The 11,804-nt window shown below is 70.3% G+C and carries 10 protein-coding genes and 2 pseudogenes; 6 read left to right on the forward strand and 6 right to left on the reverse strand.

Going from position 1 to position 11,804, the window contains the following annotated elements; translation table 11 throughout:
* Positions 1 to 884 (forward strand): annotated as a pseudogene (locus D7W81_RS42600) (FadR/GntR family transcriptional regulator); the annotation flags it as partial.
* Positions 885 to 1,071: 187 nt separating this feature from the next.
* Here D7W81_RS42600 and D7W81_RS34610 read toward each other — a convergent pair.
* The 3 genes from D7W81_RS34610 to D7W81_RS34620 form a co-directional block, all read right to left on the reverse strand.
* Positions 1,072 to 1,692, reverse strand: a complete 621-nt coding sequence (locus D7W81_RS34610; protein WP_120559661.1) for a glutathione S-transferase family protein — start codon at positions 1,690 to 1,692, stop codon at positions 1,072 to 1,074.
* Positions 1,693 to 1,792: 100 nt separating this feature from the next.
* Positions 1,793 to 3,508: a lamin tail domain-containing protein gene (locus tag D7W81_RS34615; protein ID WP_438503392.1), complete on the reverse strand. Its 1,716-nt coding sequence runs from the start codon at positions 3,506 to 3,508 to the stop codon at positions 1,793 to 1,795.
* A 185-nt stretch (positions 3,509 to 3,693) separates the two neighbouring features.
* Positions 3,694 to 4,167 (reverse strand): YqaA family protein, encoded by a 474-nt coding sequence (locus D7W81_RS34620; RefSeq protein ID WP_120559663.1) that lies wholly within the window; start codon positions 4,165 to 4,167, stop codon positions 3,694 to 3,696.
* Positions 4,168 to 4,359: 192 nt separating this feature from the next.
* On the opposite strand from D7W81_RS34620, the gene D7W81_RS34625 reads away from it, so the two are divergent.
* A complete protein-coding gene (locus D7W81_RS34625; protein ID WP_120559664.1) occupies positions 4,360 to 4,662 on the forward strand; it encodes a hypothetical protein in 303 nt (100 codons plus the stop codon).
* A gap of 9 nt (positions 4,663 to 4,671) precedes the next feature.
* Here D7W81_RS34625 and D7W81_RS43830 read toward each other — a convergent pair whose 3' ends face one another.
* Both D7W81_RS43830 and D7W81_RS34630 read right to left on the reverse strand, forming a co-directional pair.
* A complete protein-coding gene (locus D7W81_RS43830; RefSeq protein WP_244227623.1) occupies positions 4,672 to 4,896 on the reverse strand; it encodes an amidohydrolase family protein in 225 nt (74 codons plus the stop codon).
* 5 nt (positions 4,897 to 4,901) lie between these two features.
* Positions 4,902 to 5,798 (reverse strand): amidohydrolase family protein, encoded by an 897-nt coding sequence (locus D7W81_RS34630; RefSeq protein ID WP_244227625.1) that lies wholly within the window; start codon positions 5,796 to 5,798, stop codon positions 4,902 to 4,904.
* Between the two features lie 174 nt (positions 5,799 to 5,972).
* Here D7W81_RS34630 and D7W81_RS34635 point away from each other — a divergent pair, with 174 nt between their 5' ends.
* From D7W81_RS34635 to sitA5, 4 genes and pseudogenes are all read left to right on the forward strand, one after another.
* Complete coding sequence (locus D7W81_RS34635) at positions 5,973 to 7,304, forward strand: putative sensor domain DACNV-containing protein (RefSeq protein ID WP_120559665.1); 1,332 nt, start codon at positions 5,973 to 5,975, stop codon at positions 7,302 to 7,304.
* 79 nt (positions 7,305 to 7,383) lie between these two features.
* Entirely contained in the window at positions 7,384 to 8,769 is a 1,386-nt protein-coding gene (locus tag D7W81_RS34640; protein WP_120559666.1) for an aminotransferase-like domain-containing protein, read from the forward strand.
* A gap of 122 nt (positions 8,770 to 8,891) precedes the next feature.
* Positions 8,892 to 11,024, forward strand: coding sequence for a S9 family peptidase (locus D7W81_RS34645; RefSeq protein WP_306440933.1), 2,133 nt, complete (start codon positions 8,892 to 8,894; stop codon positions 11,022 to 11,024).
* Positions 11,021 to 11,611: pseudogene (gene sitA5 / locus D7W81_RS34650) on the forward strand (SitA5 family polymorphic toxin); the annotation flags it as partial. The gene D7W81_RS34645 and the pseudogene sitA5, both read left to right, overlap by 4 nt.
* 11 nt (positions 11,612 to 11,622) lie before the next feature.
* On the opposite strand, the gene D7W81_RS43105 reads toward sitA5, so the two are convergent.
* Positions 11,623 to 11,804, reverse strand: a 182-nt coding sequence (locus D7W81_RS43105) for a hypothetical protein (protein ID WP_208721577.1), incomplete at its 5' end; no start/stop codon positions are given.

Here is an 11,804-nt window from a genome sequence, read left to right on the forward strand (position 1 = left end):
GCTGCGCGAATGCCTCCGCCGTGGCCCTGGGGCCGCTGGAGAGCACCTGCTACGCGCTCCAGGACGCGGCGCGCTGGTACCACCCCAAGGAGCGCTGCGCGCAGCTGGAATTCGAGTTGCTGCGGCTCTGTGCCCAGGTGGCTTCACGGCCCGGGCACGTGCTCCTCATCCAGTCACTCCAGCGGGCCTTCCGGGGCATCGCGGACCGGCTGCTGCCCTTCATGGGCGGCGATGTGATGCGCCAGTGGGTCATCTGCGCGTTGGATGCGCTGTATGCGCGCGACGTGCAGGCGCTTCAGCAGCAACTGCCGGCGCTGATGAAGACGTACGACGAGCTTGTGCTCGACCAACTCGCTCCTGTCGCTCGGGAGCAGGCGGCCCCCGAGGTCCACCGCGCTCAGGAGGGCAGCGTCGATGCCCCTGCGGCAGCCACCTCACAGGACGATGCACCCGAGGCACGCTCCTGCATTGAGGAGCACAGCCTCGGTGCCCCCGCGTCAGTTACCGAGCAGGACGACGCGCTGGAGGCACGCCACTGCGTTGAGACACGCGAACTCGGCAATCCCACGTCAGCCACCGGGCAGGACGAGGCGTTTGATGCACGCCTCCGCGCTGCGGAGCATGGCCTCGGCGCCCTCGCACCAGCCGCCCGGGAACTCCCTCCCAGCGACACTCCAGGCAAGAGCGCTGACGAGGATGTGCTGGACGCGGCCTTGGGAGACCTGTCCGACTGTCGGACAGATTGGGGACCGTTGTCTCCGGAGGAGGGCCTCCAGCCTGAGCCGCCACCCGTCGATTCCCAAGCTCACTCCCACCACCAGGCCGATGGGCTGTGCGCCTCTGACGCCTCCATGGCGCATTCCCCAGAGCCACCTGCTTCGTGAGCGGCGATAGCCTTTCGTGTCCGCTGTCGCCCAGGAAGCTCCGCATGACCTCCATCGAAGGGGAGCGTCTGCGCCCGATGGACCGCGGGCGCATCCGCCCGCGCAGTGCTTCCGCGCCGGATGTGTTCACGAACTTCTGACAGGAGCCGGGCCGTTCCCCCCTTCACCGGGGCGGCCCGCCGTCTTCTCAGCGGCCCATCTTGTACGGCCCGCCGCGCTCCAGGGCCCGCTGGTACGCGGGGCGCGCGTGGAGCCGGTCGAGGTAGGCCGTGAGGTTCGGCAGGTCCCCGAGCAGCCGGAAGGACTTCGCGGCCTCCAGCACGAAGCTCAGCTGGATGTCCGCGCCCGTCAGCGCGTGGCCCACCAGGTACTCGCGGCCCTGGAGCACGCCCTCCAAGTAGCCCAGGTGGTTCTTCAGCTCGGAGTCGATGCGCGGCTTGATGGGCGCCGCGGCCTCCCCCAGCCGCTTCACGTAGAGCAGCTGCACGATGGGCAGCATCGCGGAGCCCTCCGCGTAGTGGAGGAAGTGCGTGTACGCGTCCTGGTCCTCCGGCGCGGGCGAAAGCCGGCCCTGGCCGTACCTGCGGATCAGCGATTCGATGATGGCGCCGGACTCCGCCAGCACCCGGCCCCCGTCCTCCACCAGCGGCGACTTGCCCAGCGGGTGGATGGCCTTGAGCTCCGGCGGGGCGAAGCCCGACTTCGGGTCACGCTCGTAGCGGACGACCTCGTAGTCGAGCCCCAGCTCCTCCAGGAGCCAGAGGATGCGCTGCGAGCGGGATTCGGAGAGGTGGTGGACCTTCAACATGCAGGGCGGGCTCCTCGCGTCCGGAAGCGGGACGGACGGGCGCACACTCTCCCAGGTCGCGCCTCCGGACCCGCTCGGTCCGGAGGCACGGTGTTCATCACTAGAACGCGGCGCCGCTGGCGCGCTTCCCGGGCGAGCTGCCCAGGCTGGACACGCCCGTGTGCAGCACGAACCCGGCCGTGGAGGACACATCCGGGCTGCGGTTGGCGGACACGCCGTCCGTGCCCGCGAGCGCCGCGGCGAACGTCGCCGTGCTCACGATGGTGCCGGCGCTGTTCTTCACCGTGACGGTGTCCCCGCTGTTGCCCAGTCCCAGCGTGCCCGTGGACGCGGCCACCGCGCCCGCCGTGCCGGAGGGGATGCCGGACGCGCCGCCGAACACCACCACCGCCTTGCCCGCCGCCACCGTGGTGCCGCTGGCGAAGGTGTGACGCACGTTCGTGCTGTCCGACACCGTCCAGCCGCTCAGGTCCACCGCCGCCGTGCCGCTGTTGACCAGCTCCACGAACTCGCCGTTCACGTCGGAGCCCGGCTCGTTGATGAGCACCTCGTTGATGAACACGTTGCCCGTACCTCCGGTGCCGCCCGTGGTGATGGCGAAGGCCGCGTTGGACAGGTCGCTGAGGGAGGAGTTGCTCGCGTCGCTCACCCGCACCCATGCGTTGGTGCTGGCGCTGGCGGGCACCGTCCACGCCACGCTGCCTCCGGACGCGCCCGTGCTGGAGGTCAGCGTCGTCCAGGTGGAGCCGTTCAGCGAGTACTCCACCTTCACGCTGGTGACGCCGGACGCCGTCCAGGTGATGGTCTGCGCCGAGCCGGCCGCCCAGCTCTCACCGCCATTGGGCGACAGCACCGTCAAGGACGAGGACGTGGTGCCGTCCCCGGGGATGAGGAAGTCCTTGATGATGCCCATGTGCTGCATGCCGGACGCGCCGCTGTCGCCCGACACCGCCGGGGAGATGTCGGAGATGGGCGAGTACACGCGCGTGTCCACCACCAGGCCGTTGGCGAAGGTGCTGGAGCCCATCACGACCGACGTCTGGTAGGCGCGCAGGTCGCTGTCCACCAGCACGTGGTCGTACGGCGAGTTGCGGCCCGCGTTGGTGTTGGTGTTGCCATTGCGGTCCGCCGGGTACGGCGACGCCGTGGACACCACGCTGGAGAAGGTGCTGAAGGCCGCCTCGCTGCGGCTGTTGGTGTTGAAGTCGCCGCCAATCACCAGGTAGTCGCTGGCGGGCACGTTGGCGTTGATGAACTTCACCAGGTTGGACGCCTCCGTGTTGCGGCTGCCGGAGCTGGTCGTCAGCAGGTGCACGCTGATGGCCCACAGGTCCTTGGAGCCCGGGATGTCGATGCGCGCCCACGCGAAGTCGCGGTTGGACACCTGCGTGTCGTCCCACTCGCCGGCGGCGATGATGGGGTAGCGGCTGATGATGCCGTTGGGAATCTGCGCGCCGGCCTCGCGGTAGTACGCGAAGCCCGTGCCGAAGGCGGTGTCCACGAAGGAGCGGAGGTCCGCCGCGGAGTCCGTCCTGTAGTTGAACTCCTGGATCATCACGACGTCCGCGTCGGTGCCCTGGAAGATGCGGATGCCGTGGCCCGGGTCGTAGTCCTGCCCCGTGCCGCTGCTCAGGTTCGCCGCCATCAGGCGAAGCCGCACGTTGGCCAGCGAATCCTCACGTGCCACGAGCTCCGGCTGCGTCGCCTCCGCGTCCGCCTCCACGGAACCACCGCACGCGCCGAGCACCGCGCACACCAGCGTGAAGGACCACGTACGCCAGGAAGCAGCAGGCCGCCGGAAGAGGTCTTGTTTCAGGCTCACGATGTTTCACCCTGCTTCCGGAAAGACCCGGAAGCCGTAGAGGTTCAAGGACGTCACGGCAGCGCCGCGCACGCAGTATTCCGCGTACACGACGCCACCGCCGTTTATCCGTCACATTCCTTGAAACGTTGCGTGAGCGGCGCATCCCACCCGGCGGGGACGCGCAATGTTACGCATTGTTACATCGCGGCCGTGGTGGACAGCGCGACGAAGGCGTAGCGCAGGCCCTTGCCCAGGGTGACGAAGACAACAAAGGGAAACGGGCGAACCCCCACGAAGCCGCCCGCGAGCACGAACGCGTCCCCCAGGATGGGCAGCCACGACATGAGCAGGGCGGGAGCACCCCAGGTGCGCAGGTTCGCTTCGACCCGTGCCATGCGCGGGCCTTCCTTCTCCCGGCGGCGCGCCACCCAGCGGCCCACGGCCCCGCCCCCGCCGCGCGACACCCACTGGCCCAGGATGTAGAGCGTCACCGCGCCCAGCACGTTGCCCACGGTGGCGACCACGGTGGCCATCACCGGCGGCGTGCCGTTGTAGATGAGCGCGGCGAGCATCGCCTCGGAGGGCACCGGCACCACGGAGCCCGCCAGCATGGCGACGAAGAACATCCCGGGAAGGCCCCAGGTGGACAGGATGGACGGCTCGGCGGGCATGGGAGGCCTGGGCCATACACCCGCGCCGGGGCGTTCGTCTTGTCCCGTGTCGCCGCTCCCCTGCCCGCCACCCCGTCCTCCAGGGCCGGAGGCTGTCGGGCGACGCGGCCCTCCCAGGGGCACGGGTTGTAGGCGTGGGTGGGGGTCCCCATCGTCCCCACCATGCGACGCTCGACGCGCGAACGCTCAGGCATGCGGTCCATCGACACCGAGGATGAGCGGATCGCCTCCCTGCTCATCGCGGAGCCCCCGGCCCTTCACTTCGAGGGCTCCCGGGACCTGGTGGTGCGGCTGCGCGACGGGCGCCGCTTCGTCCTCACCGTGCTCACCCTGGAGGCGCTGGAGGCGCGGCTGGGCGGCGCGCCGTCCTACGTGGCGACCGGCATCGTCCTGGTGCGGCGGATGTCGGATGGGGCCCTGCTCCACGCGGTGCGCTCCGCGCTGGACCACGGGCTGGAGCGGTTCGGCACGCTCCAGCCGCCCATTGAAGAGTAGGCGGCTGCCTCAGGGCGCAGGGGCGTCCATGAGCTTTCCGGCCACCTTCCGGCCCTGGCGCCACACGCCGGTGACGCGCTTCACGGCGGTGATGCTCCTGGACAGGTCACCCTCCACCAGGAAGAAGTCGGCGCGCAGGCCGGGCTGGATGCGGCCCCGGTCCTTGAGCTTCAGCAGGTCCGCCGCGTTTCCGGTGGCGACGGCCACGGCCTGTCCCGCGGTGAGACCCGCCAACACCATCAGTTCATGTCCGCGAAGAGGACGGTGGCTTCGTCCAGCTCCAGCGTGGGCACGTACCAGACGCCGTGCTCCTTCATGGACCGGATGAAGGCCGCGTCCACGCGCGGGTCGCGCGCGCCGTGGGCGAGGATGTCCACGCCCGCGGCCACCACGGCCTTCGCGTCCTCCAGGCCGTGGATGTGGGCGGCGACGCGCAGGCCCTGCTTGTGGGACTCGTCGATGACGGCCCCGTCGATGTCTGGCCGCATCTTCGGGAGCTTGCCCAGGAAGCTGTCCACCCAGACCTTCACCAGGTCCACGCGGCTCTTCGCCAGCGTGCGCACGGCGGCGCGGGCCTCCTCCGCCGTGGCGGGACGGAAGACCTGGTCGGGTGCGTTGTGCGTCATCGCATGGGGCGGCCCGCCTTCCGGCACGCCAATGCCCTGCCCCTCGCCAAAGAGGTCCGCGCCGGTGAACCTGTCCGCGTGGGCCTCCTTCCGGAGCGCGTTGAACAGCGGCCGGTTCATCCCCAGCGCCGTCACGGGGGTGACGCCGTAGGCGGCGAACTGGCGCAGCTGCCGCTGGACGTTCTCGCGCGTGTAGTTCTGGGAGCCCACGGACGTGCCCAGCGTCTGCCCCACGTGGCTGTGGTCGGAGATGAGGCCGGGCAGCAGCGTCTGGCCCTTGAAGTCGATGACCTCCGCGCCCTTCGGGGCCTGGACCTGGGTGGCCGGCCCCACGGAGACGATGCGCCCGTCGCGCACCACCACCGCGGCCGCCTCCAGCGGCGCCCCCCCGGTGCCGTCCAGCACCCTGCCCCCCTGGAAGACAACGGTGCGGGAGGCGGGCGCGGCGGCGTGGGCGGACGGCAGCAGCGTGAGGATGAGCAGGGAGGCGGTGAGGTATCGCGAGCGCATCGGGGCGGTCTCCTCGGGGGAAGAGGAAAACCTGGGAGCGCCTCCGGGCGCGGGACAACCCTTCGTGGCGGCGACTGCCGCGACGGCGGTGCTACAGGCCGGGCGCACGGTGGGAACCGGACGCCGCATCGCGGCGCGTGCGCGACTTCCTCCGGGAAGCCGGGCGCCGTGATTATGCTGCCCGCCCTGATGGATGAGCCCGGCCTGCAATATCCCGGAGAAGCCCTGCGCAGCTGGCTTCGCCAGTTCGCGAAGACGCCGCTGGCCGAGCCGACGCTGAAGCTGCTGGTCGTCCTGGCGGACACGGTGTTCTTCGCGAGCCTGGGCCGGGAGGAGGGCCAGGCCACGCGCGTGCGCATCGCCTACCACGCGCAGGGGTTGCAGGGCCTGCAGGCGGTGCGCGAGACGGTCTACATCGGCGGTCAGAAGGGCAAGCGGCAGGCGTGGGAGACGCTGCCCCTGGAGCCCCGCTCGAGCATCACGGACTTCAGCGTGGAGGCGCTGGTGAAGCTGGCGCCCGCGGCGCACCTGCCGCGCACGGCGGTGGTGGTGGGCCCGCGCGAGGGCAAGCTGCGCATCCAGGGACTGGCGCGCCGGGTGGAGTACACGGAGTTCCACGCGGAGGGAGAAGAGGACGTCTTCATCATCCACGCGCCGGAGCCAGGCCACCTGGTGGTGAGCACGCAGGGGCGCGAGGTGTTCCGCTACGAGCAGGGCGCGCCGGTGCCGCCGGGCCGGCGCGTGGCGTTGCACGACCTGCTCTTCCATGAGGACAGCGCGGTGCGCTCGGCGCTGATGGAGATGTGCTCCACGCTGGTGGAGTCCTTGCCCAAGGTGCAGCCGCTGATGGGCGGCAACCGCGAGTGGTACGTGTCCAACGCGGTGCAGGGGCTCATCCGGAAGATGGCGGGGCTGCACCACGGAGGGCTCATCGCGTTCCTGCCCAAGCAGCACGACGTGGAGCGCTTCCGCTCGCGAGGCAAGTACGTCCTGCCGCCGGAGCAGGGCTCGCTGCTCCGCCAGCGGCTGCAGCGCTTCGTGCAGGCGCGGGCGGACCTCATCAACGGCGCGTGGCAGGCGGAGGCCGGCAAGGCGGCGGAGGAGGAAGAGGACCCCGAGCTGAAGAAGGCCGCCGCCGAGCACGACGACAAGGTGACGGAGAGCGACTTCCAGGCGCTGGTGGAGAGCATTGGCCAGTTCACCGCGGTGGACAACGCGCTGGTGCTGGGGCCGGAGCTGGAGGTGCTCTGCGCGGGGTATCAGATCGCCATCCCCCGCAGCGGCCCGCCGCAGGTCTTCGAGGCGCGCACGCTCCAGGGGCGGCCCGGACCGCACTACCCCATCAGCCAGCACGGGTCGCGCCACCGCGCCGCGGCCGTCTTCGCCAACCAGCACTCCGGCGCCATCGTGTTCGTCGCGTCCCAGGACGGTCCGCTCCGCTGCCTGCACCGGCCTCCGGGCAAGAAGAAGGTGCTGCTCTGGAGCCTCCTGCTGACGGAGGACTGACGCTCCCCTTCCAAGGTGAAAGCCCGGGGCTTCAGGGGTCCTGATACAGGCTCCGGATTGTCATGATACAATCCAGGTCATGTCCCATTCCAATTGGAAGCCGCGTCTGAAGCGCTCCACCGGCCCCCTGTACGGGGCGCTCGTGGACGCGCTCGCGGCGGACATCTGCGCGGGGAGGCTGCGCGCGGGGGACCGGCTGCCCACGCACCGGGAGCTCGCGGCCACGCTGGGGGCATCACTGGGGACGGTGACCCGGGCCTACGCGGAAGCGGAGCGGCGGGGACTCATCTGGAGCCAGGTGGGCAACGGGACGTTCGTGAAGAACCTGCGGGAGGGGGACCGTTACTCGCCGCAGCTCGACCGGACGCGCATCGACCTGGGGCCCACGGCGGTGCCCATCGTCCCCGGGGACCTGGGGCACCTCGCCTTCGCCGCCGCGCTGGGACGGCTGGCCGGGCGCGCGGACCTGGGCGCGCTCAGCGGCTATCAGGCGCACGCGGGCACGGAAGCGCAGCGGGAGGCGGGGGTCCACTGGCTGGGGCTCGCGGGGGTCCCGGCCAGGCGCGAGGAGGTGCTCGTGAGCGGCGGGGCCCAGCACGCGACCTTGATGGTGCTGGCCCTGCTGGCGGACGCAGGGGGGCTGCTGGTGGAGGACGTCACCTATCCCGGAGTCCTCGCCGCCGCGGAGCTGCTCCGGCTGCCCACGCATCCGGTGGCGGTCGACGCGGAGGGGCTGGTGCCGGAAGCGCTGGCGGAGGCGTGCCGGAGGAGCAAGGCGCGGGTGCTCTACTGCACGCCCACGAACCACAACCCGACCACGGCCATCATGCCGTTGAAGCGGCGGCAGGCGCTGGTGGAGGTCTGCCGCGAGTTCAACGTCACCCTCATCGAGAACGGAGCGCTGGCGCCGCTCGTGGCGAAGGCGCCCGCGCCCCTGGCCGCCCTGGCGCCCGAACGGACGTACCACCTGGGGAGCCTGTCCAAGGCGGTGCTGCCCGCGCTGCGCGTCGGCTACATCCGGGCGCCGGCCCCTGCACGGCAGACGCTGGAGCAGGCCGCCGCGGCGACGGTCTGGTCGGGCTCGCCCCTGCTGAACGAGCTGGCCGCGCAGTGGGTGACGGACGGCACGGCCGAGTCCCTCCGCGACGCACGGCGCGCCGAAGCCACGGCCCGGCAGTCCCTGGCGGCGAAGGTGTTGAAGGGCCACGCCTACGTCGCGCACGCCAGCGCGTACTTCCTGTGGATGCCCATCCCCGAGCAGCGCCGCGCCACGGAGCTGGTGGAGGCCGCCGCCGCGCGCGACGTGCTGCTGGGCCCAGCCCACCTGTTCGCGGCCCGGCCGGGTCAGGCGCCCAATGCGCTGCGGGTGTCATTGGGAGCGGCCGGCTCCCGCGAGGAGCTGGAGCGGGGCTTGAGGACATTGGCCGAGCTGCTTGGCGCCCCGGCACCGCGACGCCTGGTTTGACGTTTCCTTCAACGCGTTCCTGGAAGGTGCATATGCCGTTGTCCCTGCCCCACCGTGGTGGACTCCTGTCGCGTGCGTGTATCGCGCTTCTCCTTGCAGGGCTTGCCCTTCCCTGGAGGGCGGTGGGCGCGGAGGCGAAGGACACGCTCCAGGCGCGGCTCGACTTCTCGCAAGCGTCGCTCCGGTGGCCGGACCGCATCCGGGACACCTTCACGCCGCCCCGGTGGCTGCCCGACGGCGAACGGTTCGTGTACTGGTCCCGGGTCGAGCCGCATGGGGAGACCTGGGTCCTGGTGGATGCGCAGCGGCGTACGCAGCAGCCCCTGCTGGATGCGGCCGCGTTGCGGTCCCAGCTCGCGGAGCTGCTCGGCAAGCCGGTGACGCTGCCCATGGCCTTCCCCTTCACCGTGGATGCGAAGGCACTGGTCTTCTCCTTCAAGGGCCGGGGCTTCTCGCTGGGGCTCACCGACAAGCGGCTCGTGGCGCTCGAGCCCACGCATCCGGCGGCGCTGTCACTCGCGCCCGGCAACGTCCTGTCGCCGGATGGCGGATCGGTCGCGGTGCAGCAGGAATCGGGGTTCGCGGTGGTGGACGCGAAGGGCGCGACCCGCGTGGAGCGCGCTGGCACAGAGGACGTCCCCTGGCGGTTGCCGGAGGCGGCGTGGTCTCCCCAGGGACGGTTCGTGGCGGTCTGGCACGACGACATGCGGGGCATGCACCGGCTTCCACTGGTTGATTACGACACCCCGGTGGAGAAGGTGACGTGGGTCCCCTACTCCAAGACGGGCACGCCGCTGATGCGCTCGGAGCTGCACTTCGTCACGGTGGAGACGGGGCAGGTGACGCCCGCGCCGGGTGACGCCACGGAGCGTTACGACTGGTTCGCGGGCTGGCGTCCGGACGGCAGTGAAGCGCTGGTGCTCCAGCTGTCACGGGATGGAAAGCGATTGGACCTGGTGGCGGTGGAGCCTGGGACGGGCAAGCGCCGCCGCGTGCTGAGGGAGGAGCGCAAGGACACCTTCGTGGGGGCGCTGGACTTCGCGGTGGGTGGGTGGTCCCAGCAGGTGAAGCCCTTGCCGGACAACCAGCATTTCCTCTGGATGTCCGAGCGCGATGGCTGGCGTCACGTCTACCTGTATGACTATTCCGGCAAGCTCGTGCGCCAGCTCACCCGGGGCGCGTTTCCGGTCCACGCGGTGGTGGGCATCGCGCCGAAGTCGGACGCATTCTTCGTCCTCGCCTCCGCCGAACCGGGGGCGCCCTATGACCGGTTGGTGTACCGGGCACAAATCGCGGGCGGTGCACTGAAGCGGCTGTCTCCGGAGCCCGGAATGCACCGGCCCGTGCTGTCACCGTCCACGCGCTATTTCGTGGATGGGCATTCCACGCGGGAACAGCCGAGGGTCTGGGACGTGGCGTCCACGGATGGACGCGAGACCTTCCGCTACGCGAAGGCGGACACGAGCGCCCTGGCGGAGCTGCACTACACGCCGCCGGAAGGCATCACGGTCAAGGCCGCGGATGGCACCACGCCCCTGTACGGCGCGCTGTACAAGCCGTGGGACTTCGACCCGAAGAAGCGCTACCCGGTCATCGACATGATCTACGCGGGGCCGTTCACGACGGTGGTGCCCTGGAGCTACGTGGGTCCGTACGAGTCCATCATCGCGCATTCGCTGGCACAGCTCGGGTTCATCGTGATGGTGCTGGACGCGAGGGGCACGCCAGGGAGGAGCAAGGCGTTCCAGGACGTGAACTACGGCCGGGTGGGCCAGACGGAGATTCCGGACCACGTCACGGCGCTGAAGCAGGCGGGAGCCAGCCGGCCCTACATGGACCTGGAGCGGGTGGGCATCCACGGCCATTCCTGGGGAGGCTACTTCGCGCTGAGGGGCATGCTGACAGCGCCGGAGTTCTTCAAGGCGGGCTACGCGGGAGCACCGGGCGCCCTGACGGAAGAGGCCATCATCAACGAGCCGAACATGGGCCTGCTGTCGGAGAACCCCGAGGGCTACGCGGCGGGCTCCAACGAAGCGTTGGCGGGCAGGCTCCAGGGGGCGCTCAAGATGATGCACGGGACCAGCGATGTGAATGCATCCCTGTCCACGACGATGCGGATGGCCCAGGCACTGGTGCGAGAGAACAAGCACTTCGACCTGTTGATCATGCCCGGAGAGGGACACGGACCTGAAGGCCGGTACTACCAGGACGACGTGCGCCGGTTCTTCCTGCGGGAGCTGGGCGAGCCCCGGTGATGCGGCTGAGCTGGGTCATGCTGGCGGTGTTCCTGTCGGGCTGCGCGACAACGCGGGTCGTGCGGCTGGAGATGGACGACGGCGAGCGGGTCGTCGTCACGCCCCGTGAGGGGGAAGACGCGCCCCGGCTGGACGAGGATGAGTTCACTGGGGCCGTGAGGACGCTCGCGCGGGACGTGAGGCCCTTCGCCCATCCGCTGCGGCAAGCGCGCGAGCTGTTCGGCCTGCCGGAGCGCAGCGGCCTCTTCGGGTTCCAGGAGCGCACCCGGCAGATTGTCCCGATGGGTGAGGAAGAGAAACGCGACCTGCGCTTGCTTGACGCGTCGGACGACCTGACACGCGGCTACAAGCAGTGGTGCGACAAGAAGCGCAAGCAGGCCGGAGACTGCCTGCGCCTGCTGGACGAGGGCCCCCTGCTGGGAAGCGACGGCCGCTATGCGCTGGCGATGGCCATCGCGATGGACTCCGTCTGGCATGAGACGGCAGAGGCCCTGGAAGGAATGGCGAGTCCCCAGGCCGTCATGGCCACGATGACAGCCACCGTGACGATGTACCTGATGCTCTGGGCCATGCCGGAGCCTGCATCAGGACACCTGTATCAGTGGAAATGGGTGTGACTGCGGTGAGGTTGCTGAGGGCTGCGTCGTTTCCTGCCTCGGGCGAGAGCGGCCTGGATGCGCTGCTCGACTGCGCGTGTCAGCCGGAAGCAGAGAAAGCCCCTGGGCAGGTCGCGCTCGGGCGTGAGGACGCCAGCCTTTATCCAGTAGCGCACCTGACTCC

The sequence above is a fragment of the Corallococcus aberystwythensis genome (assembly GCF_003612165.1).
GTDB classification, from domain to species: Bacteria; Myxococcota; Myxococcia; order Myxococcales; family Myxococcaceae; genus Corallococcus; species Corallococcus aberystwythensis.

Coding starts and splice junctions, on each gene's coding strand:
- D7W81_RS34625 (WP_120559664.1), top strand. CDS start 4,360: ATGCGGTCCATCGACACCGAGGATGAGCGGATCGCCTCCCTGCTCATC.
- D7W81_RS34610 (WP_120559661.1), bottom strand. CDS start 1,692: ATGTTGAAGGTCCACCACCTCTCCGAATCCCGCTCGCAGCGCATCCTC.
- D7W81_RS34640 (WP_120559666.1), top strand. CDS start 7,384: ATGTCCCATTCCAATTGGAAGCCGCGTCTGAAGCGCTCCACCGGCCCC.
- D7W81_RS34620 (WP_120559663.1), bottom strand. CDS start 4,167: ATGCCCGCCGAGCCGTCCATCCTGTCCACCTGGGGCCTTCCCGGGATG.
- D7W81_RS34635 (WP_120559665.1), top strand. CDS start 5,973: ATGCTGCCCGCCCTGATGGATGAGCCCGGCCTGCAATATCCCGGAGAA.
- D7W81_RS34630 (WP_244227625.1), bottom strand. CDS start 5,798: ATGCGCTCGCGATACCTCACCGCCTCCCTGCTCATCCTCACGCTGCTG.